Origin of the sequence: Mycobacterium sp. M23085 (assembly GCF_045343915.1) — a bacterium.
In the GTDB taxonomy this organism is placed as follows: domain Bacteria; phylum Actinomycetota; class Actinomycetes; order Mycobacteriales; family Mycobacteriaceae; genus Mycobacterium.
On sequence record NZ_CP174280.1, the window covers coordinates 4,218,658 to 4,245,099 of the forward strand.

Annotated in this window: 20 protein-coding genes; 10 read left to right on the forward strand and 10 right to left on the reverse strand. The window is 66.8% G+C overall.

What is annotated here, in order from left to right; translation table 11 throughout:
* Positions 1–31: 31 nt before the first annotated feature.
* The 3 genes from ACIUM1_RS19960 to ACIUM1_RS19970 all read right to left on the reverse strand — a co-directional run bounded on the left by ACIUM1_RS19960 (position 32) and on the right by ACIUM1_RS19970 (position 3,464).
* Positions 32–1,282 carry an aminodeoxychorismate synthase component I gene (locus ACIUM1_RS19960; RefSeq protein ID WP_406814315.1) on the reverse strand — a complete coding sequence of 417 codons (1,251 nt, stop codon included), beginning with the start codon at positions 1,280–1,282 and terminating at the stop codon, positions 32–34.
* 86 nt (positions 1,283–1,368) lie between these two features.
* Positions 1,369–2,280 carry an RNA polymerase sigma-70 factor gene (locus ACIUM1_RS19965; protein WP_406814316.1) on the reverse strand — a complete coding sequence of 304 codons (912 nt, stop codon included), beginning with the start codon at positions 2,278–2,280 and terminating at the stop codon, positions 1,369–1,371.
* Positions 2,277–3,464, reverse strand: a complete 1,188-nt coding sequence (locus ACIUM1_RS19970) for an NAD(P)/FAD-dependent oxidoreductase (protein WP_406814317.1) — start codon at positions 3,462–3,464, stop codon at positions 2,277–2,279. Before ACIUM1_RS19970 ends, ACIUM1_RS19965 begins: the two co-directional genes overlap by 4 nt.
* A 380-nt stretch (positions 3,465–3,844) precedes the next feature.
* Here ACIUM1_RS19970 and ACIUM1_RS19975 point away from each other — a divergent pair, with 380 nt between their 5' ends.
* Entirely contained in the window at positions 3,845–5,518 is a 1,674-nt protein-coding gene (locus ACIUM1_RS19975; RefSeq protein WP_406817767.1) for a hypothetical protein, read from the forward strand.
* Positions 5,519–5,715: 197 nt separating this feature from the next.
* Positions 5,716–7,569, forward strand: coding sequence for a putative bifunctional diguanylate cyclase/phosphodiesterase (locus ACIUM1_RS19980; RefSeq protein WP_406814318.1), 1,854 nt, complete (start codon positions 5,716–5,718; stop codon positions 7,567–7,569).
* A gap of 24 nt (positions 7,570–7,593) precedes the next feature.
* Here the strand turns inward: ACIUM1_RS19980 and ACIUM1_RS19985 are convergent, their stop codons facing one another.
* Positions 7,594–8,388, reverse strand: coding sequence for an FkbM family methyltransferase (locus tag ACIUM1_RS19985; protein ID WP_406814319.1), 795 nt, complete (start codon positions 8,386–8,388; stop codon positions 7,594–7,596).
* 267 nt (positions 8,389–8,655) lie between these two features.
* Between ACIUM1_RS19985 and ACIUM1_RS19990 the strand changes: the two genes are divergently transcribed.
* The 6 genes from ACIUM1_RS19990 (at position 8,656) to ACIUM1_RS20015 (ending at position 17,180) form a co-directional block, all read left to right on the forward strand.
* Entirely contained in the window at positions 8,656–10,335 is a 1,680-nt protein-coding gene (locus ACIUM1_RS19990; RefSeq protein WP_406814320.1) for a hypothetical protein, read from the forward strand.
* Between the two features lie 183 nt (positions 10,336–10,518).
* The gene (locus ACIUM1_RS19995; RefSeq protein WP_406814321.1) at positions 10,519–11,991 is read left to right on the forward strand and encodes an AAA family ATPase; all 1,473 of its coding nucleotides are present in this window, start codon (positions 10,519–10,521) and stop codon (positions 11,989–11,991) included.
* Between the two features lie 53 nt (positions 11,992–12,044).
* On the forward strand, positions 12,045–13,496 hold the full coding sequence (locus tag ACIUM1_RS20000) for an O-antigen ligase family protein (protein ID WP_406817768.1): 1,452 nt from the start codon (positions 12,045–12,047) through the stop codon (positions 13,494–13,496).
* 15 nt (positions 13,497–13,511) lie between these two features.
* Complete coding sequence (locus ACIUM1_RS20005; RefSeq protein WP_406814322.1) at positions 13,512–14,525, forward strand: glycosyltransferase family 4 protein; 1,014 nt, start codon at positions 13,512–13,514, stop codon at positions 14,523–14,525.
* A 16-nt stretch (positions 14,526–14,541) separates the two neighbouring features.
* Positions 14,542–15,468 (forward strand): aldo/keto reductase, encoded by a 927-nt coding sequence (locus ACIUM1_RS20010; RefSeq protein ID WP_406817769.1) that lies wholly within the window; start codon positions 14,542–14,544, stop codon positions 15,466–15,468.
* A complete protein-coding gene (locus ACIUM1_RS20015; RefSeq protein ID WP_406814323.1) occupies positions 15,465–17,180 on the forward strand; it encodes an FAD-dependent oxidoreductase in 1,716 nt (571 codons plus the stop codon). Before ACIUM1_RS20010 ends, ACIUM1_RS20015 begins: the two co-directional genes overlap by 4 nt.
* Before the next feature lie 18 nt (positions 17,181–17,198).
* Here ACIUM1_RS20015 and ACIUM1_RS20020 read toward each other — a convergent pair whose 3' ends face one another.
* Positions 17,199–18,074 (reverse strand): hypothetical protein, encoded by an 876-nt coding sequence (locus ACIUM1_RS20020; protein ID WP_406814324.1) that lies wholly within the window; start codon positions 18,072–18,074, stop codon positions 17,199–17,201.
* On the reverse strand, positions 18,071–19,198 hold the full coding sequence (locus ACIUM1_RS20025; RefSeq protein WP_406814325.1) for a Gfo/Idh/MocA family protein: 1,128 nt from the start codon (positions 19,196–19,198) through the stop codon (positions 18,071–18,073). The genes ACIUM1_RS20020 and ACIUM1_RS20025 overlap by 4 nt, the downstream gene beginning before the upstream one ends.
* 280 nt (positions 19,199–19,478) lie before the next feature.
* On the opposite strand from ACIUM1_RS20025, the gene ACIUM1_RS20030 reads away from it, so the two are divergent.
* Positions 19,479–19,934: a UDP-N-acetylglucosamine--LPS N-acetylglucosamine transferase gene (locus tag ACIUM1_RS20030; protein WP_406817770.1), complete on the forward strand. Its 456-nt coding sequence runs from the start codon at positions 19,479–19,481 to the stop codon at positions 19,932–19,934.
* On the forward strand, positions 19,931–20,458 hold the full coding sequence (locus tag ACIUM1_RS20035; RefSeq protein ID WP_406814326.1) for a glycosyltransferase: 528 nt from the start codon (positions 19,931–19,933) through the stop codon (positions 20,456–20,458). The genes ACIUM1_RS20030 and ACIUM1_RS20035 overlap by 4 nt, the downstream gene beginning before the upstream one ends.
* On the opposite strand, the gene ACIUM1_RS20040 is transcribed toward ACIUM1_RS20035, so the two are convergent.
* Genes ACIUM1_RS20040 through ACIUM1_RS20055 form a run of 4 tightly spaced genes read right to left on the reverse strand, consistent with a single transcriptional unit; the run spans position 20,409 to position 26,423 of the window.
* Complete coding sequence (locus tag ACIUM1_RS20040; RefSeq protein WP_406817771.1) at positions 20,409–21,470, reverse strand: glycosyltransferase; 1,062 nt, start codon at positions 21,468–21,470, stop codon at positions 20,409–20,411. The two genes, ACIUM1_RS20035 and ACIUM1_RS20040, sit on opposite strands and share 50 nt — an antisense overlap.
* Positions 21,471–21,481: 11 nt before the next feature.
* A complete protein-coding gene (locus tag ACIUM1_RS20045) occupies positions 21,482–23,404 on the reverse strand; it encodes a glycosyltransferase (protein WP_406814327.1) in 1,923 nt (640 codons plus the stop codon).
* A complete protein-coding gene (locus ACIUM1_RS20050; RefSeq protein WP_406814328.1) occupies positions 23,401–24,864 on the reverse strand; it encodes an oligosaccharide flippase family protein in 1,464 nt (487 codons plus the stop codon). The genes ACIUM1_RS20045 and ACIUM1_RS20050 overlap by 4 nt, the downstream gene beginning before the upstream one ends.
* A gap of 11 nt (positions 24,865–24,875) precedes the next feature.
* On the reverse strand, positions 24,876–26,423 hold the full coding sequence (locus tag ACIUM1_RS20055) for a sugar transferase (RefSeq protein ID WP_406817772.1): 1,548 nt from the start codon (positions 26,421–26,423) through the stop codon (positions 24,876–24,878).
* Between the last annotated feature and the right edge of the window lie 19 nt (positions 26,424–26,442).

The following is a 26,442-nucleotide window of genomic DNA, read 5'->3' on the forward strand; positions in this document are numbered from 1 at the left end:
AGCCGGGAGCAGCGGGCCGCCGCCGTCAGGACTAGCCGGCCGGGCTCGCGGCGGCGGCGGACGGCAGCCCGACGATCGGGGATGCCTTGTGCAGGCACTCGGCCCATTCGGCGTCCGGGTCGGAATCGGCGGTGATCCCGCCGCCGACGCCCAGCACCGCGCCGCCCGTCGCATCGAACTCGACGGTGCGGATCGCGACATTCAGTTCGCAGCCGGCCACGGGTGAGGCCAATCCAACTGTGCCGCAATATATTCCACGACGATCCGGCTCCCATTGCGAGAGCAGCTGGCGGGCACGGTGTTTAGGCGTTCCGGTGACCGAGGCCGGCGGGAAGGTGGCGTCCAGCAGCGCCGACGTCGGCAACTCCGCGGCGACCCGCGCGGACACCGTCGACACCAGGTGCCACACGCCCGGTGCCCGCCGTACCACCAGCAGCTCGGGCACGGTCACCGTGCCGACGATCGCCACCCGGCCGAGATCGTTGCGCACCAGGTCGACGATCATGATGTTCTCGGCGACCTCTTTGGCCGACGCGCGCAGCGCCGACGGCCAGGCATCCAGCGGCAAGGTGCCCTTGATCGGGCTGGACGTGACGACCGCGCCCCGCCGCCGCAGGAAGAGCTCCGGGGACAGCGACGCGACGGCGCCCCACGCGCCGGCGACGTAGGCCGCCCGGGCCGGGGAGGTGCGCGCGACGCCGTCGACGAAGAAGTCCAGCGGACTGCCGGTGACCCTCCCGGTGAACTGCGTGCACACGCAGGCCTGGTAGACCTCGCCGGCGCGGATGGCTTCCAGGCAGGCCAGCACCCCGTCCCGATGTGCCGCACGGTCGGCGTTGTCCCAATCGATGTGGCATTCGCGCGGCGTGGCCGTCGGTGCGGCGAGCGCGGCGGCCAGCCACGCCGGCATCGGCGCGCCGGAGAGGCTCTCGTACCACCACTGGCCGTCGCGGTCGCGGCGCAGCACGCAGTCGGTCCAGCCGCCGGCGGCCTCGGGAATCCGGTTGGGTTGCCCGTCGGCGCCGGGGTCGGGATACGACAGGTAACCGATCCAGCCGCCCCCCACCGCACGCGGCTCGAGGGTCCGCGACGCCTGAACCGCGAACACGTCGTCGGCGTGCACCGGGCGCACCGACAGGCTCGGCGCGATCACCGCCAGCGCGCCGAACCACTCGCCGGTCAGCGCGGCCGGCGGCGGGAGTCCGAGCCGGCAGGTGGCCTCACCCACGGCGCGCAGCACCTGGGGGGCGGCGCCAAGATCGCCGAGCCGGTCGATTCGCACAGCCCTAGCTTGACAGAGCGGCGGCGTTTCGCACCCGCGGTGCCTGGCGCTGGTCGGATGGTGGAGCCCCGCGGTGCCCGCGGGGCTCAGCCGCGGCTGACGTCGCGCACGGTGGCCAGGGCGGCAAGCTTCTGCGGGTTGCGCATCACGTAGAAGTTGGTGATCTTGTCCTCGGCGATCTCCAGCGTGATCACGCCTTCGAGCTGTTCGCCGAGGTAGAGCAACACCGCCGGGGCGCTGTTGCAGGTCACCATGTCCACCCGCATCGTGCCGAGCGCCGCGGCCCGGCGCATCAGGCCGGCGATCGCGCGGGCCACCTTTTCGGCGCCGACCACCGGCCGGCGGGCGGCGCTCACCATTCCGCCGCTGTCGGCCGTCCAGGTGGCATCCGGGGCGAGCATCGTCATCAGCGCCTCGACGTCACCGCCGGCCGCCGTGGCCAGAAACTGCGCCGTGATCGCGGCGTTGCGCTCCGGGTCTTTCGCGTCGAATCGCCTCCGCCGGGCCCGCACGTGCTCGCGGGCCCGGTGGGCCACCTGTCGCACGGTCGACGCTGGCCTGCCCACCGCGTCGGCGATCTCGCCGTACTCGAAACCGAACACCTCGCGCAGCACGAACACGGCCCGCTCGTCGGGACTCAACGTCTCCAGCAACACCAGCATCGCCATCGAAATGGACTCGGCCAGAACGACGTCGGCCGAGGGATCCTGGTCGTCGAGCAGCAGCGGCTCGGGCAGCCACGGCCCCACGTAATCCTCGCGCCGGCGAGCACCGGCCCGCAGCGAGTTCAGCGCCTGGCGGGTGACCAGCTGGGCCAGATACGACTTGGTGTCGCGCACCGTCGCCAAGTCGACCGCCGCCCACCGCAGATAGCTGTCCTGCAGCACGTCGTCGGCCTCGGTCGCCGAGCCCAGCATCTGGTAGGCGATGGTGAACAGCAGCGGCCGCAGCAGGGTGAACCGTTCGGCGTGCTCGCTGCCGGTCGGGGCTTGCGTCATCGCGAGGCGACCTGCTCGTCGGCCGGTGCCTGCGCGGGCCGGTTGCCACCCTTGAGCCACAGATACGAACCGGGCTTGGCGGCCTCCCGCCGGATCGCCCATAGCGTGCCCTTGCAGATCGCCTCCTTGAGCGAAGCAGCTGGCCGGCCGCCGAGGAACAGGTTCACCGGGGTGTCATCGGTGCGGGAGAACTGCACCGTGGCGTGCGTGCGGCCCAGGCTGATGCACTGCCCGACGAACGCCTGGCTCAGCGCCGCCGGGGTGTCGCCGGTGATGCGGGCGAGCACGGTGTTGGCGGCCTGGGCACCCATCGGGCCGGCGGCCTGGCAGCTCATCCGCAGCGGCCGGCCGGACGGCGCGGCCGCGTCACCCGCGGCGACCACGCGCTCGTCGTCGATGCTGGTGAGTGTCTCGTCGGTGAGCAGCCGGCCGATCGGGTCGGTGTGCAGCCCGCTGCGCGCGGCCAGATCCGGGACGGCGAATCCCGCCGTCCAGATGGTCGCCGCGCTGGGCAGCACCACGCCGTCGGTGAGCACCACCTCATCCCAGCGCACCTCGGCCACCGCCACGGACTCCAGCACATCAACACCCAGCCGGCGCAGCCGCTTGGCCACCGAGCGTCGGCCCCGCTTGCTCAGCGACGGACCGAGCACCGGGCCGCAGACCAGGGTCACCGGGCGTCCGCCCTCGGCAAGCTCGGCGGCCGTCTCGATACCGGTCAACCCGCCACCGACCACGGTGATGGGCGCGGGCAGCGGCAGATCGATGAGCGCATAGTGCAGCCGCTGCGCGCTTTCCAGGTCGGCGACCGAATGCGCGAATTCCGCGCAGCCGGGCACCGTCGAAGCGGTGGCGCCCGTGCTGCCCACCGCGTAGATCAAATAGTCGTAGTGCAGCTCCGCGCCCGAGGCGAGCAGGACCCGCCGGCCGGCGGTCTCGATGCGCTCGACGGCGTCGACGACCAATTGGATTCCCGCACCGAGCAGCGTCGCGTAATCGGCTGTCGCCGTGCCGGTATCGGCAACCAGCTGGTGCAGCCGGATTCGCTCGACGAAGACCGGTCGCGGATTCACGACGGTGATGTCGATGTCCGGGCGCTGGCGCAGATGGTTGGCCGCCAGGGTTCCGGCGTATCCGGCGCCGACAACGACGACATGCGTTTTTGCGGGGGTCACCTCGGTCATGGCTGTCTCCTTTTTGCTGAGGATCTGTGCCTTGAGACACCGCAGAACCGCCGAGCGTGACAAGCTTGCCCGCAATTGTGACCCGTCTCACTGCCGGCGGGCCGGCGGCGCGGGCCGATTGGTGCCTGCACCCCCGCTGAGCTGGGACGACGTTATGCCGCAACGCGCGTGATACGCTGCGCTACGCCAATTCGTGGCCTGCCCCGAACCGGATGACGCACCACTCAACGCGCGAATATGGGGCCACTTCAGTCGCATCGGTGTGTGTTGGGAGAAGCAACCTTGACGACGATCGCCTTGACTGGGCACGGCGCCGCACCGGCGCCGTCGCGCCGGCCGCGCAAGCCGTTGTCGTCGGGCGCTGTCTGACGCCGGTGACCATGAGGTGCTCATTGAGGAAACGTGCGCTGGCCGTTGTCGTGTGCGCGACGACAGTGCTCAGCGGCTGCGGCGGTAAGAGCGATCCCGGACCGCTGTCGGCTATGGTCAGCCCGGCCATCCCGCCCACTGCGCAGGAGATACCCAACCCGCTGCGCGGCCAGTACGAGGAAATGCTGAATCCTCTTTTCCCGCAGGGTAATCCGTCTCAGCAGCGTTACTCGGCCTGGCCCGCGTCCTACGATGCCAGTTTGCGTGTCTCGTGGCGGCAATTGCAGCCGGTCGATCCGCGCACGTTGCCTCCGGACGCACCCGATGACCGCAAGTTCGATTTCAGCGCCATCGATGATGCGCTGGCCAAGCTCGGCGCCCGCAACATGCGCCTGGTCCTTGGCGTGTACGTCTACAAGTCCTGCTGCAACGACTCCTACGCCGATAACACCAACATCGCGATTCCGGATTGGCTGCGCCCATCGGCGGCCAGCTATCCCGCGCCGCCGAACGGTTCGGCCCCGGGCGTCACCCAGGTGGTGCCGAACTTCAACGACCCCGACTACCTCAACGGCGTCAGCCAGCTGCTGGCCGCGCTCGGCCGCCGCTACGACGGCGATGAGCGGCTGTCCGTGTTCGAGTTCTCCGGGTACGGGGACTTCGGCCAGAACCAGCTCGGGTATCTGCGTGATTCGCTGAGCGCGCCGGGCCCCACCCCCGACGACAGCACGACGAAGCTCGGCTATTACAGCCAGTTCCGCGACCAGACCATCACCAAGGCCTCCATCGCGCAGCTGGTCGCGGCCAACGTCAACGCTTTCCCGCACATCCAGCTGGTGGTGGCTCCGCAGAACCCGGAGATCGTCCGCCAACTGTTCGCCGACGACGTCACCAAGAGGTTGGCCGCACCGGTCGGGATCCGTGCCGACTGCCTCGGGGTGCAGGCCCCGTTGCCGGAATGGGCCGAGTCCACCGACTCGCAGTACGTGAGGTCCAACGACGCGGTCGTCAACGCGATCAAACAGCGGCTGATGACGGCGCTGGTGATCAGCCAGTGGTGCCGATTGCCGGGTGGAGCCGATGCCCGGTCCTACTACGAGAAGGGCCTGCACGACGTCATCCGGTACCACGTGTCGATGACGTCGAGCGCCGAATTCCCGGACCGCGATGCGACGTCGGCGATGGACCCCAAGCTGTTTCAGCTGTGGAGCCAGGCCAATACCTCTGCCGGCTACCGGTATTCGGTCGAGGCCGAGCCGGGATCGCAATCGATCCAGGGCAAGGTGGCGACGATCTCGGTCGACTGGACCAACTACGGCTCGGCGGCGGCCACCGAGCGGTGGGTGCCCGGGTACAAGCTGGTGGACTTCTCCGGGGCGGTGGTGCGCAGCCTGCCGGCGGCGGTCAATCTCAAGAAGCTGGTCCACGACGAGTCCAGCTTGTCCCGTGTGGAGCCGGTCGCCGAGTCGGCCACCGAGTCGGTGCATGTGGACGTCACCGGTCTGGCGCCCGGTCACTACACGCTGCGCGCGTCCGTCGAATGGCAACAGCACATCCCGGGTGCGTCGCATGTGGTGAACTACGCCCCGATGGCCCTGGCCCGGGACGGCCGCGACGGTTCCGGGCTGTACCCGATTGCCACACTTGACATTCCGAGCGACGCGGCCTCAGCAAACGGTCAGTGATGCATTGCGTCGCGACGCCGACCGGTCCCGTGTGGTAAGTCCTGAGCGACGGGGCAGTGCGTGATACCGTTTCCAGACGGATTTCGGCCGCGCCACAGCGCGGTTTGAAGTTCGATCAGCAAAGAACGCAGCGAACTATCGGACCTTTTCGTGGGTATTCGGAAAGCGTCGCCGAGTGTGCCCGTAACGGAGGACCCGTGCCGCGCAGCCTGGACCTGGTGGTCACCTCCGTCGCCACCCAGTTGATGGAGGCCACGGCGTCGACTGCGACCCAGGTCAGCGAAAAGGTTCTCGCGCAGCTCGTCGAGCAGTTCGATGTGGACGCCAGCTTCCTGCGTCACCACGAGCAGGACGCCTCGGCTTCGGTGTTGGTGGCCGAGTGGCCACGGCGAGCCGACGCGGCTGATCCGGATCTGGTGGCAGATCTCGACCTGGATGGCGCCGACTCGGTGCTCGCCCAGTGCGAGCGCGACAGGAAGCCGGTGGTGACCTGGCCGGATCAGCCCAACGGCTGGATCCGCCGCTCGCTGAACCAGGGCAAGCCCTCGCTGGCCGTCGCGCCGCTGGTGTCCGGCGATGCGACCACCGGTGTGCTCGGCTTCGTCAAGTTCGGCGCCCGCAAGTGGAGACAAGAGGAAATCAATACGCTCGAGGCGGTCGCCGCGCTGTTCGCTCAGCTGCAGGCCCGCATCGCCGCCGAGGAACGGCTTCGCCATCTCGCCGAACACGACGACCTGACCGGCGTCTACAACCGTCGGGCGCTGGTCGCGCACCTGACCGAGCGGCTGGTGGCCGGAAGGCCCGGGCCCGTCGCGGTCTTTTACCTCGACCTCGACCGGCTCAAACCGATCAACGATTATCTCGGCCACTCCGCGGGCGACTGGTTCATCAGAATGTTCGCCCAACGCCTCGAGGAGTGCGCGGGAAGCCAGAGCATGATCGCCCGGCTGGGTGGCGACGAGTTCGTGGTCATCCCGCACCAGCCGATGTCATCGGAGGACGCCGAGGCGTTCGCGCGTCGCCTGTCGGCGATGCTGTGCGACCGCCTGACCATCGGCGGCCACGTGATCAGCCGGACCGTCAGCATCGGGCTGGCGGTGGGCGCGCCCGGCACCGATAACTGTGCCGATCTGCTCCGGCGCGCCGACGAGGCCGTACTGACCGCCAAGCGTGCCGGCGGTAACCAGATCGCGGTGTCCACGGATGACATGTCGTTGAAACGGGCCTTCCGCAACGACATCGAGCTGCACCTGCAGGGCGACATCGAAAGCGAAGGCCTGCTCCTGCACTACCTGCCCGAGGTCGACCTGTGGACCGGCGCGATCGTCGGCGCCGAGGCGCTGGTGCGCTGGCGGCATCCCGTCTGGGGACTGCTGTTGCCCGACGCGTTCATCGGTGTCGCCGAATCGACCAACCTGGCCGCGGAGTTGGGCCGATGGGTGATGCGCAGCGCCTGCGCCGAGTTCAGCGGGTGGCGGGCCAACGGGGTGGGGGAGGGCGCCATGCTGCGCATCAACGTGTCGCCCATTCAGCTGATCAGCCGTGGTTTCGTGGAAAGTGTCGCCGACACCATCGGCGAGTTCGGCATCGATGCCGAGTCGGTGTGCCTGGAGATCACCGAACGTGCGGTGGTACATGACATCGACACCACGCGAAAGACCTTGACGGAGCTCAAGGAAGTGGGCGTGCAGATCGCCATCGACGACTTCGGCACCGGTTACGCCGTTCTGTCGCACCTGAAATCCCTTCCGGTCGACATGCTCAAGATCGATGCCGGGTTCGTGCGCGACGTGGGCACCAACGCCGGCGACCTGGCCATCGTCCGCGCGATCATCGGTCTGGCCGAAGCCTTCGGCCTGGAGGTGGTCGCCGAAGGTGTCGAGACACCCTCTGCCGCACTGACTTTGATGCAACACGGCTGTCACCGGGCGCAGGGCTTCCTGTTGTCGCGTCCCATCGCCGGCGACGGGATGGAAGCGTTGCTGTCGGCGCGCTGGATGCCGATGCCGTTCCTGACCGATCGCCAGTCATCGTCGCTGGGTTCGCTCTAGCGGCCCCCGCGGCGCTATCGCCGCTCAGGCATTCTCCGGCAAGAAGATGAAGTTGTTGACGTAGACGCCGCGGCCGGCCCAACCATCTTGCGGGCTGCCGACGTTGGCCGGATCCTGATGCCGGGCCGGGTCGAACTCGGCGATCGGCCGCCTGACGCCGCCGAGATCGAAGTAACCGGCGTAGCCGAGTCCATTCAGCAGCCCGGTGATCTCGGTGACCGCATTGGCGTGATGGCGTTCCTCGGCCTCCACCACGATCGCGGGGCGGTGGCGCGTGAGTGTCTCTGTGGCGCCGTGCAACACGGCGATCTCATGGCCTTCGACGTCGATCTTGATCAGGCCGACGTCCGCCAACCGCAGATCGTCGAGGCGTCTCACCGGCACGTCGATGCTCTCAATCTCGCCGTCATTCACATCACCCAGGGCGTTGCCGGCCTCGATGGTGCTGCGGCCCGGCTCGGCTGCGACCACCCGCATGGTCATCGTTCCGGGTTCATCAGACAGGGCCACCGCCGCCACTTGCACCGCGGCGCCGACCGCCTCGAACATCGATGCCAGATTGCGGGCCTGGGCCGGCCGCGGTTCGACTGCGATCACGGATCGCGACGACGCCAGCATGGCGATGGTGAACTCGCCGAGATCGGCTCCGACATCCACGGAGATCCGGTGCGGATCGCACAGCGATGCAACCAGCTGTATGTCCGGGCGGGATTGCCCCAGGCGTTGCAGGATGCGGAATTTCCGCCGCCAGAACCGGCGCGGGGCGAGTTTCCTGGCCGCAGGTGCCAGCCGACGTTTGACCGAGCCTGCGACAGCCATCTTCGGTGATCTCCTGCCCGATTTGCGGAGCCATCAGCTTAGTCGACGCCGGCCGCACCAGGAGGTGGTTGCGGACAGTCACCCGGATTTGCCGGTGTGGCCCGGGTGTGGCCTATAGCCTGTTGTCACCCTTGACATCCCGCACCACCAGGCGACGTCAACCAAACGGGTAACGCCGGTAGTCGAAACGCGAACCACCAGAGAGGTAGCAGTCGATGCGTTTGATGGAGACGGTGCATGCCGGCGACGTGGTTTAGCGACAGCAACATGGTCCGGACAATTCGACGACCCCACGTTGTCATCGTCGGCGTGTGCTTGGCGCTGGTGCTGAGCGGTTGTAGTCGTGGCGATGACCCGTCGCCGCTGACCATCATTGGCAGCCCGGCCATCCCGTTGTCCGTGCAGGACGTATCGAACCCGCTGCGCGGTCAATATGAAGATCTCTTGCAACCGCTGTTCCCGCAAGGCAATCGCGCGCAGCATCGCTATCCGGCGTGGCCGGCGTCGTTTGACGCCAGCCTGCGTGTTCCGTGGCGACAGTTGCAGCCGACCGACCCGAGCACCCTGCCGCCGGACGCTCCCGACGATCGCAAGTTCGATTTCAGCGTGATCGATGACGCGCTGGCAAAACTGGCCAGTCGCAACATGCGGCTGACCCTTCGCGTGGTCGCGTACAACTCGTGTTGCGACAACACCTATGCGAACAACACGAATATCGCCGTGCCGGACTGGATGCGCTTCGCATCCACCAATTACACCGGCCCGCAACGCTATTGGTGGACTCCCGGAGTGACCCAGGTCGTCCCGAACTGGAATGACCCGAACTATCTGAACGCTTTCAGTCAGCTGTTGGGCGCGCTGGGCCGCCGCTACGACGGCGACGAGCGGCTCAGCGTTTTCGAGTTCTCCGGTTACGGAGATTTCAGCGAGAATCACATCTCGTATCTGCGCGACACGCTGGGTGCGCCGGGACCTGCACCTGACGAGAGCGTCGCCAAACTCGGGTATTACAGCCAGTTTCGCGACCAGAGCATCACCAAAGCCGCCATCGAGCAGTTGGTCGCGGCGACCGTAACCGCCTTTCCGCACACACAATTGGTGACGACGGCGCTGAATCCAGAAATTGTTCGTCAACTGCTCGCCGACGATGTCACGAAGAAACTGTCCGCACCGGTGGGCATCCGTGCGGACTGCCTCGGGGTCCAGCCGCCACTGCCGGCGTGGGCGGAAAAGGATGGCTCGCACTATGTGCAGTCGAAGGATCCACTGGTGGGTGCGTTGCGCAACCGGATGGCCTCGGCCCTGGTGATCACCGAATGGTGTCAGTTGCCCGGCGGGACCGATCCGCGGACCTATTACGAAAAGGGCCTGGACGACGTCGTCAAGTACCACGTGTCGATGACGTCCAGTTTCAACTTCCCGGCGGTGGATTCCACCACCCCGATGGATCCCGCGCTATACCTGCTGTGGGCGCAAGCCAACGTCGTCGCCGGATACCGCTATTCGGTCGAGGCGGGGCCGGGCTCGCAGTCGGCGAGCGATGGAACGGCCACGCTGACGGTTACCTGGACGAATTCCGGCGCCGCCGCTGCGACCGAGAATTGGGTGCCGGGCTATCGGCTGGTCGATTTCTCCGGAACGGTGGTCCGTTCCATTCCAGCGACGGTGGCGCTGAAGTCGCTGACCCAAGGGCAACTCGGAGACGGCGCCCATAAAGAACCCGTGCCAACCTCGTTCACCGAGTCCATTCACCTCGACCTGGCGGGCTTGGCGCCCGGGCACTACACGCTATGCGCGGCGGTCGAGTGGCAACAGCACAAGCCGGGCGCCTCGCATGTGGTGAACTATCCGCCCATGCGGTTGGCCCGCGACGGGCGTGACGGTGCCGGATGCTATCCGCTTGCGACGCTTGGCCTGACGCGCGATGCGCTGACTCGCGTCGCTTGACGATGGGTGGCACCGACCAAGTCAGCGGTCAACGTCGCAAGCACCGCCCGGGCGGCAGTGCTCAAATTCCACCAAAGCCCGCCCGATAATGCTGCATAATCTGCAGTGGGTTTGCGCGGCCGGTGCTAGGAAATCTCAATGACGCTATTCGCGCCGAATGCTTTTGGGAAAGGTTATTAGCCGATGGATTTCCGTACCTTCGTCCGGATTCTCGGCGCACACTGGAAACTCGCGCTGACGGCCCTGCTGGCCTGTACGGTCGGGGCCGCGTTCGTCACGGCGTTGCAGACGAAGCACTACCAGTCGTCGGCCACGGTCCTCATTTCGTTTTCCGGTGCGACCGACCTCAATGAGGTTTACAGCGGCACGGAAGCCGCACAAGAGCGATTGTCCTCGTACGCCCAAATCGCCGGCGGACACATCGTTACCGAGCGCGCAATCCGCCAGCTGCAACTTCCGCTCAGCACCGACGATGTGCTGAGTCAAACCCAGGTGAAATACACCCCGAAGTCACTGCTCTTCACGATCAGTGTCAAGGATACCGATCCGGCGCGCGCTGCCGCGCTGGCAGGAGCCATGGCCAACCAGTTCAGCGCGATCCTTCCGACGCTCGGTCCGACGCCGACGCCGAATACCTTGGGCGCGCCGCCAACAGCCGGTCCACGCCCCGAGGCGGTTGAGGCAAGCCCGCCGACGGGGCCGTCGTCCGGCCCGCCGGCGGAGGTGCCGGGGGCGGGGCCAACGGGCAAACCGTGGCCCAAGGCCCAGGCAACCATGATCGAGCCGCCCCGGGTGCCGCGGGTGCCGGTATCGCCCGTGCCGCTGCGGAACATGCTGATCGGGTTCATCGCCGGTGTGCTGCTTGCCATCGCGGTGGCATTGACCCGTGAGGCCGGCGATCGCACCGTGCGTACCCGCACGAAGCTGGAAGAACTCACGGGCCTGCCCACTTTGGCCGAACTGCCTGGAAAGCGCGGCGGCACTCCGCGGTTCGGCACCGACGTGGCTTTCGACGACGCGGTACGGGGCATGCGCACCCGACTGCTCAGGGCGATGGGGCCCGATGCCCACCGAGTGCTGGTGGTGGGGCCGTTCGGCGGCGAAGGAACGACGACGACGGCGCTGAACCTGGCGCTCGCGCTGGCCGAAATGGGCGAAGACGCGCTGTTGGTCGAAGGTGACAGTCGCCGGCACGTGATCGCCGGTCTGCTGCGGGTCGACTCGGGGGAGGGCCTGGCCAACGTGCTGGCCAACCCCGACTCCGCCGGCGAGGCGGTGAAGCCGACACCGATTTCCAAGCTGTTCATTCTCGCGTCTCGATCGGCTCGCCGCGAAAGTTTGCCTCCCAGCGCATATCTGCCGGAAGTGACCGACCGAGTGCTGCGCGAATTGTCGTCCCGATTCGATCGAATCGTGGTCGACGGGCCGCCGGTGCTTGCGACGGCAGATGCCGGCCTGCTGGCCGGCGCCGTCCAAGCCACGGTGTTGGTGGCGCGGGCCAAGCGCACCAGCGCCGACGAACTCAAGGACGCGCTGACCGCACTGCGTGCGGCCGGTGCCAACGTCGTCGGCACCGTGCTGACCGACGCCCGTCAGTCGCTGCACATCAGGGCCGCGGACCGCGCCTACCGGTCGAAGGTCAGCAGGCCGGCGTGATCCCCTACCTGCGGGCTCGGCATCGCTTGGCATTGGATGGAGCTGTGCTGGCGATGTTCGTGCTCGGGTGCTTCGTGTTCGGCGTGCTCTCGGTGCGGCGAACCACCGAGGGAGTGCTGTTGACCGCCGCATTGTTCTGCGTGGTGGTGTACTGGGTGAAACCCGAAGGGATGGTGGGGGTCACGCTGTTCGGGGCGTTCGCGGCGCTCCCAGAAGGTCTGCACGTCGGCAAAGTCTTTGGCCCGCTGACGATTTACGCTTACCACCTGGCGGCGCTGCTTGCGATCGGTTTCCTGTACCGGTCCGCGAAACCGCGGTCCTCCGATTTCCTATTACCGGGAATCATGGTGCTGATGGTGATGTGGTCCACCTTCACCGGATTCGCGACCGGACACCCCGACCTGGTCGTGGTGCGTGAATCGACCACCATGATCGAAATGACCATCGGCTTCGTGCTCGCGTTGTTCGTCGTCTACAGCGGTTACGTCAAATTCTCGATCCGGGTGATGATCGCGATCCTGTGGTTTTCGGCAGGCATGGCAATCGTGAGCTCCCTGTTCGCCATCCGGCTGGCCGGGCGCGCAGAGAGTCTGGAAGGAACCACCGGCGCCGGCCAGGCGGTGCGTATCATTCTGTCCACCCAGACGCCGGCCACCGCCACCTTGTCCGCCCTGGTGGCCGCCCCGATCATCGGGCGAGTCAGGCCCGCAATGTATCTCGCGCTGGGCCCGCCGGCGCTGAGCATTTCGTTGCTGTCCTTCTCTCGCAACACGTTGATCTCCATGGGAGTGGCCGCGGGCGTAGCTTTGCTCGGCAGCTTGAGCTGGGCTGCGGTGCGACGCACGATCGCCACCGCCACGGCCGGCCTGGCCGTCATCGCGGTTTCGGTGCCGGCGTCGCTGTTTTTGTTGAGCGGCACCAAAACCGGGGCGTGGCTGGGCGATCAGTTCGTCGCGTTCAATCAGCGGGTGCTGGGCGGGGTGACGTCAAGCGCACTCGCCGTGGACGATTCGGCGCTGGAACGGCTGCGGGAAATCAACCTCCTCAAGGAGACCATCGCCCGCGCCCCGGTGTTCGGTCATGGCCTGGGCTACGTGTACCAGCCGCCGACCGGGGACGACGAGTTCCACCTGTACCTCTATCCCGCGTACTCCCACAACTTCTACCTCTGGTGGTTGGCCAAGGCCGGAGCGGTGGGCATGGCGGTGTTCGCGCTGTTCGCGCTCACGCCGGTGATCCTGGCGCTGCGATGTGCACCGGCGGCGGCGAAAATCAGTGCGGCGGTTGCCGCAGGGCTGCTGGCGATCTCCGCGGTTTGGCCGTTGCCGGAGATGCCGATGGACGCTCTGGGCCTGGGCATGGCGCTGGGAACGGCGATGGGGTACGCCGGGCTGCGGCGCCGAAGCGGTGACGGCGATCACGGCGACGTCAACCCCGCCCCGGCACCGGCCGCCGCGCCCGGCCCGACCCCCAATGCCACTGTCGGCATGGCCGCTTCCGCGTAGCAGAGGTTGGCCACGATGCTCGCGGTGACACACGTAGGGCCCGACATGTACAGCGTCGGGGGGACGCAATCGGTCATCCGGGTCATCCACGACAACCAGATCGGCGCCGACGACATCCGCGTGCTTTCCACGTGGAACGGCCGCCACCACCTGAGGAACCTGTTTCTCACGGCCCGCGCGGCGGTGGCGCTGGCGCGGCTCGCTCGCCGGGCCATCGTGCACTTTCATATCTCGAACGGCGGAGCATGGCTGCGCGAGGGACCGTTGCTTCGACTGGCCAACGCTCGGGGGCTACGGGTAATCGTCACGCTGCACGGTTCGGACTTTCCCCACTTCGCCAGATCACACCCTCGGTTCGTAGCCGCCACGTTGAAGAATGCGGATCATGTGATCCTGCTGTCGGAGGAAGCGCGCGCCGTCGTCGCCGAGCTGGCTCCCGCGGTGCTAACTACCGTGGTGGCGAACCCGATCGTGATCGATCGCGATGCGCCCGCGGCCGGATCGACGCCACCGGTGGTGCTGTTCGCCGGCACCATCGGTTACCGGAAAGGTGTGCACCGGCTCGTCGCGGCGTGGCAGCAGCTTCTCACCGAGGGTATCGAAGGGCGTTGCCGCATCGTCGGTCCCATCGACGACTACGTTCCGCCGCCGACGGAGCGGCTGACCGTCGAAGACCCGGTACACCCGGGCGCGGTCCGGGAGTTGATCCGGTCGGTGCGAGTGGTCACCCTCCCGTCGTTCGCCGAAGGCATGCCGATGATTCTGACCGAGGCGCTTGCCAGCGCACGGCCGTTCGTGGCGACCCCGGTCGGGGGTACGGCAGCGATCGCACCGGACCCGAGCATGCTCGTTCCCGTTGACGACGCGTCCGCACTGGCGGCGGCGATCCGCAGGTATTTGAACGATCCCGACCTGGCCGAGCGGGATGGGCTGCGGGGCCAGGAGCATGTTGCGGCGACCCGCAGCCCCGAAGTCATCGATGCTCGGCTCCGCCAGATTTACCAGGGCGGCGGCGTTGCGGCGCGTTGAACTGGACGGGGCGCAATTGTCGTTCAGCGCAATCGGTTTCGGGTGCGGGTCGCTGATGCAGTTGCCTTCCCGCAAGGAGCGCATGGCGGTGCTGGCCGCCGCACTTGCCGGCGGCATCACCCATTTCGACACCGCTCGGATGTACGGCCTGGGCAGGGCGGAGGCCGAGCTGGGTGTATTCTTGCGCACCGTCGAGCGTGACACCGTAACTGTCGCAACCAAGTTCGGCATCGACGTGGGCGGCGCGGCGCGCCGGCTCGCCCGATTCCAAAGTCCGGCACGAGCTTTGCTCCGAAAAGCGCCCGCACTCCGCAATACCGTCAAGCGGCGGCAGGCACCCTCGGCGAGCCCGCGGCTGTACGACAAGGCCGTCGCGGCGCGCAGCCTCGACCAGAGCCTTACGGCGCTCGGCCTCGACTATGTCGACATCCTGTTCGTTCACGCTCCGCGATCGCAGGACACGGTCGCCCACGACGAACTCCACGATTTCTTCGAACACGCCCGCCGGCAGGGCAAGATTCGCGCCTGGGGTGTCTCCCAAGACGAGGATCTCGACGCCGACTTTGCCCGCGCCTTCGCGCCCGGCGGGGTGAGTCAGCTTCGCAGCGATCTCCTCACTCCGGCACCCCGAACCGCTGACCTGGCCTTCGGGGTGCTCCGCGGGCCGTACCGAAAACTCTTGGGAGCGTTGCACACCGACCCGGCGTTGGCACGGCGCTGGCGTGAGACCCTGCAGACCGATCCCCTTGCCGTCGGCGTGCTGTCCAGGCTCATCATCGCGTCGTCGTTCGCCGCGACGGGTTGCCGAGCCATTCTGTACAGCACCACCCAGCCACAACGGGCCGCCGAAGCCGCGTTGGCCGTCTCGTCACCGCCGGACGCGGAGACCGTGACCCGATTCCTCGCTCTTGCCAAGGAGTTTCGAGACGGGAACGCCGCGTGATCCGCGGCGTGGCGGACTTCTCGCCCGGCATGAGAATCCAGACCGACGTCGTCATCGTCGGGGCCGGTCCGATCGGCATCGCCACCGCGCTCGAACTCGCGGGGGCGGGCGTGCAGGTGGCGCTCATCGAAAGCGGCCTCGAAGGCCCGGAACGAGCGGCGCAGCGGCTGTCGGCTTTCGATTCCCGCCAGGACGACTACTTCCATTCCCGCAGTGAGCTCACCGTCCGCCGGCAGGTCGGAGGAACCTCGGCGCTGTGGGGTGGGCGCTGCGTCAAATTTGACCCCATCGATTTCGAGGAGCGGCCCATCACCGCTGCGGCGCCGTGGCCCATCGGGCATGACGACATCACCCCGTATCTGCAACGCGCCTGCGATTGGGCCGTGTGCGGCCGGGCGGCATTCAACGCGCGCGAAATCCCCGAAATCGCGCACCGCGACATGGTCGACGGGCTTCCCGACGGCCAGGTGCGTAGCACAGACCTCGAGCGGTGGGCCCTGCCAACACGTTTCGGTCGCCACTACCGCGCGGCATTGAGGCGCACGTCCGGCCTCACCCTGTGGACCGGCCTCACCTGCACCGAGATCGTGACGTCCCCGACCGGTGACCGCGTTGATCATCTTCTGGTCAAGACGCTTGACGGCCGGCAGGGCAAGGTGGTCGCGGCCGACTACATCGTCGCGACCGGCGGTTTGGAGGCGACCCGGCTGCTGCTGGCGTCCGACCGCCATCACCCCGGGGGGCTGGGGAATGCGGGCGGGCACCTGGGCCGGTGGTACATGGCTCACGTCGAGGGCCGGGTGGCGCGGGTGCAATTCACCACAGACCGGGTCCGCTACGCCTACGAACGGGACAACGACGGTGTGTACGTTCGACGGCGTTTCACCTTCGATCCGGCGCTGCTGCGCGAAGCCGGGATGCCCAACGCCGCGGTCTGGTTGGTGAATCCGCCGATCAGCGACGCCGGTCATGGCAGCGGGATTCTGTCGGGGGTTTATCTGACTCTCGTCTCCCCGCTGGGCCGGTTCCTGCTCGCCGGGGCCATTCGTGAGGCGCACACCAAGACGGAGGGATCGCCGCGGATTACGGCGCACCTGCGCAATATCGTGCGAGACCTGATCCCGTCAGTCCGGTTCGCGGTCGCGTTCTGCTATGCCCGGTTTCTTCGGCGGGGCAGGAAGGCGCCGGGCTTTTTCGTCAAGAGCGCCGACAATCGCTACCTGCTCCAGTACCACGGCGAGCATCTTCCGCATTGGGAGAGCCGCGTCGAGCTGACCGACGAGCGGGACGCCTTGGGCATGAGACGAATTCGTACCCACATGCACTTCTCCGAGGACGATTACCGCAGCGTGCGCAGGGCCATCGGCGCGATCGACGAGCACCTGCGCCGCCACGGCGTGGGTCATGTGGAATGGCTGACTGACGACGTCGAGGGCGCGGTGCGTGCGTTCATGGCCGAGCGCACCGGCTTCCACCAGGCGGGAACCACCAGGATGTCGAAGTCACCACAGGACGGTGTGGTGGACCCGCAGCTACAGGTGCACGGCGTGCGCGGCCTGTATGTGGCGAGCACGTCGGTGCTGCCGACCTCCAGTCAAGCCAACCCGACCCTCGTCGGGATCGCCTTGGGGGTACGGCTTGCCCGGCGCCTCGCAGTCGCTCGAAAGACTTGCAGTCCGGCCGCATTCGGCAAGCCCGCGAACAAACACTGACCAGGCGCGACGCGGGAATCAGGTCACCGGCTGCCAGAAGTCGTCGATGAGGGACTTCGTCTGCCGGATGTTGGCGCGGCTGGACGCACCGAACACGATCGACTGGATCTGCGGTTGCCCGCAGACGTACTCGATCGCCTCGCGGGGCGGGATCGCACCCGAGGCCAGCACAGACATCGCGATCAGCCGGCACTGCCGTTCGCGCACGGTTCTCTCGTAAAGTTCTATCCCCCCGCACATCCGGAAGCCGATCTTGTTGAAGTTGGCGCATACGATCGGGTTCTCGATGCCTTGCCTATCGAGTGCATCGAGGAGCCTGGGCAGGTTCATCGTGATAAAGCCCGGCTCGGCGTTGTACTTGAGCCGGATGTAATCGGAGAACAGCCGAAAGGCCTCGTCCATCCCGAGCCCGAGAAGCAAGTCGGTGACCACATTTTGGACGAATATGACGGGCGTCGACATTCCGGAGAACATCTTCATCTCGGCGTCGACCAGCAGCTGCATCAGGGGTCCGATGTCCTTACCGGCGATCGCGACGCCGCCCTTGACCATCGACCTGACCGCCCCGTCGTCCGGCAGGAACCTTCGGATCGCGTCGACAATGCCGAACTCGGTCACCGCATTCGCATATTTGTGCGCGTAGGGCATGCACGGGTAGAAGACATAGTCGGGATATTCAGTCCGGTTGGCGCGGAAGTGATCACAGATTTCGCCAACCCGGTCGTGGGTGGTGCAGACGAACGTGCGGATGCCTTCCCGATAGGCGTCATCCAGCGTCGCGAGCACAGCGGGGAGATGCTGGAAACGTATCGCCTGGGCCCGTGCCTTTTCCTCGGACATGTGATTGACGCCGAAGAACTGGTTGTCCCCGAACAGCACACGGTCCATCGTCACGACGCCTTCGAAGTGGCAAGTTTCTTGATACGCGCCACGATCTCCCGCCGGAATGCGCCGCGCGGAGATCCATTCGCCGCACCCCGCGGCGGCGGAGCGGAGACCATGGTGCCCCCGTGCCCGGTGATCATGTCGACCACTCGATCGACGTCGAGCGCCGAGCGGAACGTGTTTTCCCCGTCCACCCGGTTCTGTTTCACGCTGTCGGCGAAATAGTCGATCTGCTCCGAATACTCCTCGCCGCGAAGGTAATACCAAACCTGCTTGGTGAGGTCGGTGGTGTACCGGATTGTCCAGCCCTTCGCCAACTCGGGGAGCTGGGGATGTGGCTCACGAAGGTAGATCTGGCACTCCTGTCGGTCGGCGGTGATGCGGCCATTGGTTCCCCATACCGATACCTTCGTCGACATCTTGCGGAAACTTTCGTCGCTCCAATTCACGCACAGCTGGCCGGTCGAACCGTCGGGATAGCGCATGGTGCAGTAGACCTCGTCGTCGACATCGCGCGAGAAGACGCTGTGCCGGATGACCCCGTCCACCGATCGGGGTCGCACGCCGGCCACAAAGTTCATCAGATCGATGGCGTGGCAAGCGTAGTCGTAAAGCGCGCCACCGCCCTCGGCCTTCACCCCGCGCCAGGTGCTTCCCTTCTCGCAAAGGACGACCGGGCCGTATGCTTCCGCGCGCACATGGTGGACGCGCCCCAGCGCGCCGGCCGCAACGATCCGCGCCGCCTCTTGGAAAGAACCGATGAAGCGGCAGTGATAGCCGACCTGGGTAACGAGCCGACTCGTCTCGGCCAGGGTCACCAGGCGTTCGCCGTCATCCACATCGAGGACGAACGGCTTCTCGCAGAAGACGTGTGCCCCGGCCCGCAACGCCTTTTCGACAATGGGCGCGTGCAGCCTGGACGGGACGGCGACGACAACCGCTTCGGCTTTGGTGGCCGCCAGCATTCGATCAAAATCGTCGTAGCAGTTCAGGCCGGTGTATTTGGAGAGAACATTTCGCACATAGCCGGCCGAATCACAGATGCCCACCACGTCGAGGTCCGGGTGCGTGCGCAGGATCGCAAGATGTGACAGCCCCATCTTTCCCAGGCCGACCAGGGCCGTCCGAATCATCTTCTGCGTCCCTCACTTAAGTCTTGAGTACGCCCGTCAAGACCGGCGTGCGGGGGCCCATCATTGTGTTCGAGCAAACTAGAAGCACGTTAGCACCGGAATATCGCGTATTTTGATGATCGCGTCGATCTCGTGTAAGCCGAATTCGACCGGTAAATCCAAGAACGCTATGCGGCGTGACCGGTTTCATTACCATGAACCTGCCTTGCTCGATGCACCGAAGGGAGAATCCGTTGGTGCGGCAGACCGTAATCTCGAGCGCCTCGAGGTGAGGGACGACATGGGCCGCCTGCTGCTCATCGCGTCCTCCGGTGGGCATATCTACGAGATGTTCTGCCTGCGCGAGTTCTGGCAGGGCAAGGATCGGTACTGGGTCAGTTTCGGGACCGCCGATGCCCGCTATCTGTTACAGGACGAGAAGCAGGTTTACTGGGCGGCACACCCCACGGTCCGCAACGTGCCAAACCTGTTGCGCAACTTGGTCCTGGCGGTCCGGCTGCTGATCCGCCACCGCCCCACCATGATTTTGACCACCGGTTCCGGCGTGGCCGCCCCGTTCCTGTGGCTGGCATGGCTGCTGCGGATTCCGACTGTGTTCGTCGAGTCGATCACCCGCATCACCGAGCTCTCCCTCACCGCCCGGATGGTGAAGCCCTTCGCCTCCCACTTCTTGGTGCAATGGCCCGAGTTGGTCGATCGGATGCCTGGCACGGAGTACCACGGGAGAATCGTGTGATCTTCGTGATCATGGGTATGGAGGTACATCCTTTCGACCGGCTGGCCCGCGCGGTCGACGAGCTGGCCCGCACGGGCGAGATGGGGGAGGACTTCTTCGTCCAACTCGGAACATGCCGATACCAGCCGCTGCACGCCCGGTTTGAGCGCTTCTTGTCCTTCGGGGATGTGTGTGAGCAGATCCGCCGCGCATCCGTTGCCGTCACCCACGCCGGCGCCGGATCGGCCTTGGTCTGCATCGAGCAGGGCAAGCACCCGGTACTGGTGCCGCGTCGCTCGTCGTGCGGAGAGCACGTCGACGAGCACCAGCTGCCGTTCGCGGAGAAGCTGGCGGCGGCCGGGCTGGCGACCGTCGTCAACGAAATGCGGGAGTTGCCGGCGGCCATCGCGGCGACGCGGTCTCGGTCGGCTCCCGCCGACGCGCTGGGCCGGGCCCGAGAACTGACCGGGTGGCTGGAAGCCTACTGGCGCTCCCTTACCTGCGCATCCGGCCGCCACGCCGACGGGCCAGCACCCCGTCGATGACCTCCAGAAAGCGCTGCGCGACAAGGTCGACGGCGCAGCGCTGGGCGTAGTGGCGTGCCGCGGCGGCGCCCTGCTCCGCTGCGGTGACCGGGTCGGCCAGCATGTCGAAGGCGGCGGCGAGTCCGGCGACGTCGTCGATGCCCACCGGGGCGCACCCCGGCGGCTGGTACTCGGGCAGGCCACCGGCGGTGGACACAATCGGCATCACTCCCAGCTGCATCGAGAGCGCTTGAACGCCGCTTTGCGAAGCCCGCCGGTAGTGTGCGACAGAACCTTTCGCGGTGGACAGCGCCGGGATGACATCGGCGTAGCGGAAACTGCCGTCGCGCCACCGGGTGTGTTTGGGCATGCCCCCGACGTCCAGTGACCCGCCCCCGATCAGCACCAGGTTGTCACCACGCCACCCGCCGCCCCGCACATGTCGCTGCCAGGCCTCCAACACGACGCCGAGGTTCTTGTACGGGTTGAGCCGGCCGAACATCACGAAGTCATGGCGGCCCTGCGCTCCGACGAACGGTGGAACCCGGTCCAGGTCAAGGTCACTGGCCAGTGGCACGACATGCACGGGCGTGTCGGCGACGTCGCGGCGCGCGATGACGGCGGTCGCGACGTAGTCGCTGTAGGTGATGGTGGCCGCCGAACGGGCCCCCCACCGGTCGAACACCGCACGTTCGTAGGCGGGCGTCAATTCGTCGGGGTCGTGCGGACGGTCGTCGTGGACCACCTGAATGCGTGGCGCGCTCCCGGCCAGCACGATCCACCGCGGATCGCGCACGATCTCGGCGATCACCACGTCGGGCTGATAGCGGCGAATTCGCCGCCAGGCCTTGAGCGTCGGGACCCAGGTTGCCGCCGTTTTGAACCGCGGGTCGAGCACCAGCTCGTAATCGCGGGCGGCGTCCGACTCCGGGTGCTGGTCGGAGGTCACCAGCAGCACGTCGGCCCCATGCCGGATCAGCGCCTCGGCCTGCACGCGCACCGCCGGGCGTGTCCACGGCGAAAGCCACAGCACCCGAGTCGCGTTCACATCACCGCTCCGATCGCGTCGAGGTAGGCATCGGTCATCGCCCCGACCGTATAGTGCTTCCGCATCCGCTCATGGCCACGACGGCCCACCATCGGCAGCGCGGCGGGCTCGGCCAGGATCCGGCACAGCTGTTCTCGCCATCCCGACACCGACACGGACTCGACGAGGAAACCGGCCCTGCCGAAATCCAGCATCTCCGGGACCGCGCAAATCGCGGACGCCGCGACCGGCACCGCCCGGGCCATCGCCTCGAGAATCACCAGCGGGAACGCTTCCGAGCGGCTGGGAACGCACAGCAGGTCCGCGTCTTTCAGGGCGGGGCCGGGGCCGGCCGACCATCCGCACCACTGCACCCGATCGCGCAACCTTGCCGGCGTAGTACCCTGCAACCGCTCCCGGTCCGGGCCGTCACCGAAAATCGATAGCCGCCAGGGTAATTCGGCAAGCCCGCCCAGAGCCTCGATCAGCAGATGTGGGTTCTTGTGCTCGACGATGCGCGAGAGCATAACCAAGTGCACCGGCTCGCCCGAGGGGCGAACGCGAGGAGACGGTTCGCTGGTCTCGGCGACGCCATTGGGGGCGACGAATCGCTGTCCCCAAAGCCGGTGCTGGGCGGCCAGCATATCCCAATGCCGTTGCGCCAAGACGATGAAACCGTCTGCGCGGCGCATGGCGGCGGTCAAAGGCCGCGAGTAGATGGGCCGGTCCTCCTCGGGCGGAACATGCGGAGCGACCAACCAGCGTCGGTCCTTTCCCGCCGCACGCCACAGCGTGCCGAATCCGACCTCGGTGTTGGTGTCGCCGGTGATGAGCACCGCCGGGCCCTTGGCAATGTCGACCGCCGGCGCCCACCACGGCTGGCGAACCACGCGCACGGTGTCCGGAATTTCGGCGAGCAATGGACCGAACCGCTGCACGCAGACGATCGTGACCGAGTAGCCGCGCCGATCCAATTCCGTTGCCAACAGCGCTTTTTGCCGCTCAGCGCCGCCGTAAACCAAGCGGTTGGTGGCGATGACGATCGATGGCCGGTCTATCAGTCGCCCGGCGCGGTTCGACGGTCGAAGTTTTCCCAGTGCGGTGGTGCACGCCAGATATAGGTCCGCGTGGTGAACGCTGTGTTGATGTTCGAGCAAGAGCGCGGTGTCGGCCCGTGCTACGTCGCGGTCACGATAGTCGGCCGCGACCTTCCCGGCGATCGGCGCGCGTTGGGCGCCGAGCTCGTCGGCCAGCAGAATGCGCCAGCCCGCCATCCGGGCACGCGCCTGCCAGTCGGCGGCTTCGGCGTGAAAGAACTCTTCGTCAAAGCCGCCGACGCTATTCCACGCCAGGCGGTTGATCGCCAGGCAACCACCACCCACATCGCCGTCGATACCTTCCGTTTCGGAAGGTTGTCTGGCATAGAGGCGGGAGATCGGGCCGCCGCGCCGCGACTCCGAAGCGCCGGCCGCCGTGCTGAGTTCCCGGATCAACGTCCGGCGCCGCGACGCGACATCCCACGGCTTGCGGCCCGGCGCCGTGTCGTCTCGCACCATCGGCGACACGGCTGCCACCTGCGACTGGCGGAGCAGCTTTCGGGTGCGGGGCAACCGTCCCAACAGCCGTGTATCGGAAGTGAGCAGCAGCAGGTCGGCATCGCTCGGCGCGTGTTCGGCCAGGGCGTTGAATGCCGCGGCGGAGCCGACGCCGGGGGGTCCCGACACCCAATGCACCGCAGGAAATTTCGTTGCCAGTTCCGCAGATCCGTAGACATAGACAGGTAGCCCAGGCAGGTGCTGGGCGACACTGTCCAGGCACGTTTCGAGCCGACCGCGGTCTTCACCCGTCACAATCAGTACCGCCAGCGGCCGCACGACGGGCAGCGTGGCCGCGCCGCCGACCGGGCGCTTCAGGTATGCCCGGTCCGTGTCACGAGTCATGGCGTCAACTGCTTCTCGCGGAGCGTGGCCAGCGTCGACCGGGTGATCGGGCCGAACACCGCACTGGTGGCCAGGTACACCACGGCGGCAGCGGCCAGCACTAAAATGACATGGTGGCCCGAGAGCAGCAGTGTCACAACGACACTCGCGCCGGTGGGAATGAGCAACCGCAGCACGAATATTACCGGCGTACGGTAGCCGCACCGACGGCGCAGCCACCAGCTGGACACCACCATGTTGAACAACTCCGTGCACACCAGCGCCACACCGGGCCCGACGGCGCCCAATCGTGCCGCCAGTGCCAGGTTGAGCCCGACGTTGAGTGCGAGCGTCGCGACCGTCAACCACAGCAGGACCTGTTGGTAGTGGGCGGCAACCAGACCTTGGCCGAGGGTGCCACCGACGAACCGCAGCGCGGCCGCGACGAACAGCAGCGCCAGTGCCGGTGTCCCGCGCGCGACGAACGCCTTGTCGCCGAACAACGCGATCAACGGACCGGCCAGCAGCACGCCGACCACGGCGACCGGGACCGCCGCGAAGTACATCAATTCCACACTGCGGCGCAGGAAATGGGCGAAGGCCGCGACGTCGCGCGAGAACAGCTCGGTGGCCGTCGCCAGCGTCGCCTTGTGGAAGATCAACGACACCACGATCGTGTTGAAGGCGATGGTCAGGGCCAGGCCGTACACGCCCACCTCGGAGTGCGTGCTTAACAGGGACAGAATCACGCCGTCGGCGCGGGTGTACAGGATCCCGACCACCATGAATCCGATCAGCGGCAGGGTCTCCCGCAACAGATCGGCGGACTCCCGCGCGGCGAAGATCGGACGCACCGAAATGTGCCGCATCGCCGCCGCGCCTTGAATCAACAGTTGCACCGCGGGCGGGATGAGTTGTGCGACAGCGAACCAGATGACGTCGGCGCGCGCAGTCACCAGGCAAGCAACCATCGTCAGTGTGGCTACCCGGGCGGTGACGTCGGAGACGGCGACCGCGGAAAACCGGACGGTGGCCAAAAACACCGGTTCGAAACGCGTCACCACGGTCTGCATCAGCAGACCGCCCGACAGCACTACGAGCATCACCCGCACGTCGGCATCGCTGTAGACGAGCAAGCCCGAGCCGGCCGCCAGTGCCGCCAGCGGGACGCAGTAGACCAGGGCCATGCCACTGTTGACGCGCACCAGGCGCTCCAGGTCGCCCCGGCCGGCGGTCACCCGGCGCACGATCACGGTGGCGAATCCGAGGTCGGCGAAACTGGTCCACATCCCGATGAACGCGGCCGCGACGGTGAGCAGACCATAGCGCCCCGGGCCCAGATAGCGAGCGGTCATGGCTACCGAGACCACCGAGGCGAGCATTCCCAGTGCCCGGCAGATCAACTGGATCGAGAACGCGTGAGCCATCCGCGTGAGCGGCACCGAGGTCACCAGCGCATCAGGTGCCGTCGGCTCGGTCATGGCTCGCGAGCCTAGTAGGCTCCGTGGCTCGTAAGGACCGCTTTCACCGTCTTGGCGACAATCACCAGATCACCTGACATCGACCAGTTGTCGACGTAGGACTGATCCAGCCGCACCGACTCTTCCCAGGACAGGTCCGAGCGGCCGCTCACTTGCCACAACCCGCTGACCCCCGGCTTGACCAGTAACCGCCGCTTCACGTTGCTTTCGTAGTTGTCGACCTCGCGGCGTAACGGAGGCCGCGGCCCCACGACGCTCATGTCTCCCTTGAGGACGTTGATGAACTGGGGCAGTTCGTCGATGCTGTACCGGCGAAGAATCTTGCCGACGGGGGTGACCCGGGGGTCTTCGCGCATCTTGAACAGCATGCCGCCGGCGCCCTCGTTGAGCGACAGCAGCTGCTCGAGCTGGCTGTCCGCCCCGTCGGTCATGGTGCGGAACTTCAGCATCGTGAAGGGCTTTCCGTCGACGCCGATGCGTTCGGACGGGTAGAAGACGGGTCCCTTGCTGGTCAGCTTGATGGCGATGGCAGCCGCGATCAGAAGCGGTGCGGTGGCGACCAATGCCACCAGTGAGAACAGGAAGTCGAAAGCCTGCTTCTGAAAGCGGTGTGCCCCTTCATATTGTGGCTTGTCCACGTGCAACAAAGGCAGCCCTGCGGTGAGGCGCAGCGTCAAGCGTGCCGCGGTCACGTCCATCACGCCCGGAGACACCACCAGGTCGACGTCCATCGTCTCGAGCTGCCACATCAGCTCCCTGATCCCGTGCATCCCAAAGTGATCCGTCTGTGTCAGCGCTACGGTGTCCGCGCCGCAGCTGGCGATCGCGGTGGCGGCGTGGGTTTGGTCGCCCAGGATCGGGATCTCGCGGCCTGCGATCGTCAGCGTGTTGCCGCGGGCCGGCCCGTAGCCGGGGATGCAGACACCGACCACGACGCAGCCGGCCTGGGGATTGCGGCCCAGCTCATGCGCGAGGTGCGTAACCGCCTGGCGGTCCCCGATCGCCAAAACCCGGTTCTGGCACCGGCCTTCCGCGCGCTTGCGGTTGACGTGCTTGCGCCACGCGCTGCGGCTGCCGAGCAGCGCCAGGGTCCCGACGGGAAGCGCGATGGCCAGGTAACCGCGCGCCAAGTCGACCTTGGCCAGCAACGTCACCATCGCGATGATTCCGAATGTCCAGAAGGACGCGGTGCCGATCCGGCGGTACTCCTCGATCCCGGCGCCGATGACTCGCGTTGAGCGCGCTTGGAATACCGCGAGGGCCGACATCCACAGCGCCGCGAACAGGAAGGAGAACAGCGTCATCATCGGGTCCGAATAACCCGACGTGTTCGCGATCTCGCCGAACCGAACGTACTGAGCAAGCAAGACCGAGGCGCAGACGATCACCGAGTCGCTGATTCGCAGGTACTGCGAATATTGATCCTGCCAGCGCCGTAAGACGTTGCCACCAGCCGAAGGCGCCGGACCTGCGGCTACCGGGGAACCACCGGTGTCGCCGCGATGCGGCGCGGTCAGGTCGACCGGCCAGGGCCTCAGCGGCCGACGGTTGGGCTCCATGACATACGCCGGGTTGCGA

Coding starts and splice junctions, on each gene's coding strand:
- ACIUM1_RS19995 (WP_406814321.1), top strand. CDS start 10,519: ATGGATTTCCGTACCTTCGTCCGGATTCTCGGCGCACACTGGAAACTC.
- ACIUM1_RS19965 (WP_406814316.1), bottom strand. CDS start 2,280: ATGACGCAAGCCCCGACCGGCAGCGAGCACGCCGAACGGTTCACCCTG.
- ACIUM1_RS20000 (WP_406817768.1), top strand. CDS start 12,045: ATGTTCGTGCTCGGGTGCTTCGTGTTCGGCGTGCTCTCGGTGCGGCGA.
- ACIUM1_RS20045 (WP_406814327.1), bottom strand. CDS start 23,404: ATGACTCGTGACACGGACCGGGCATACCTGAAGCGCCCGGTCGGCGGC.
- ACIUM1_RS20050 (WP_406814328.1), bottom strand. CDS start 24,864: ATGACCGAGCCGACGGCACCTGATGCGCTGGTGACCTCGGTGCCGCTC.
- ACIUM1_RS20005 (WP_406814322.1), top strand. CDS start 13,512: ATGCTCGCGGTGACACACGTAGGGCCCGACATGTACAGCGTCGGGGGG.
- ACIUM1_RS20030 (WP_406817770.1), top strand. CDS start 19,479: ATGGGCCGCCTGCTGCTCATCGCGTCCTCCGGTGGGCATATCTACGAG.
- ACIUM1_RS19970 (WP_406814317.1), bottom strand. CDS start 3,464: ATGACCGAGGTGACCCCCGCAAAAACGCATGTCGTCGTTGTCGGCGCC.
- ACIUM1_RS20055 (WP_406817772.1), bottom strand. CDS start 26,423: ATGGAGCCCAACCGTCGGCCGCTGAGGCCCTGGCCGGTCGACCTGACC.
- ACIUM1_RS19975 (WP_406817767.1), top strand. CDS start 3,845: ATGAGGTGCTCATTGAGGAAACGTGCGCTGGCCGTTGTCGTGTGCGCG.
- ACIUM1_RS19985 (WP_406814319.1), bottom strand. CDS start 8,388: ATGGCTGTCGCAGGCTCGGTCAAACGTCGGCTGGCACCTGCGGCCAGG.
- ACIUM1_RS20025 (WP_406814325.1), bottom strand. CDS start 19,198: ATGATTCGGACGGCCCTGGTCGGCCTGGGAAAGATGGGGCTGTCACAT.
- ACIUM1_RS19990 (WP_406814320.1), top strand. CDS start 8,656: ATGGTCCGGACAATTCGACGACCCCACGTTGTCATCGTCGGCGTGTGC.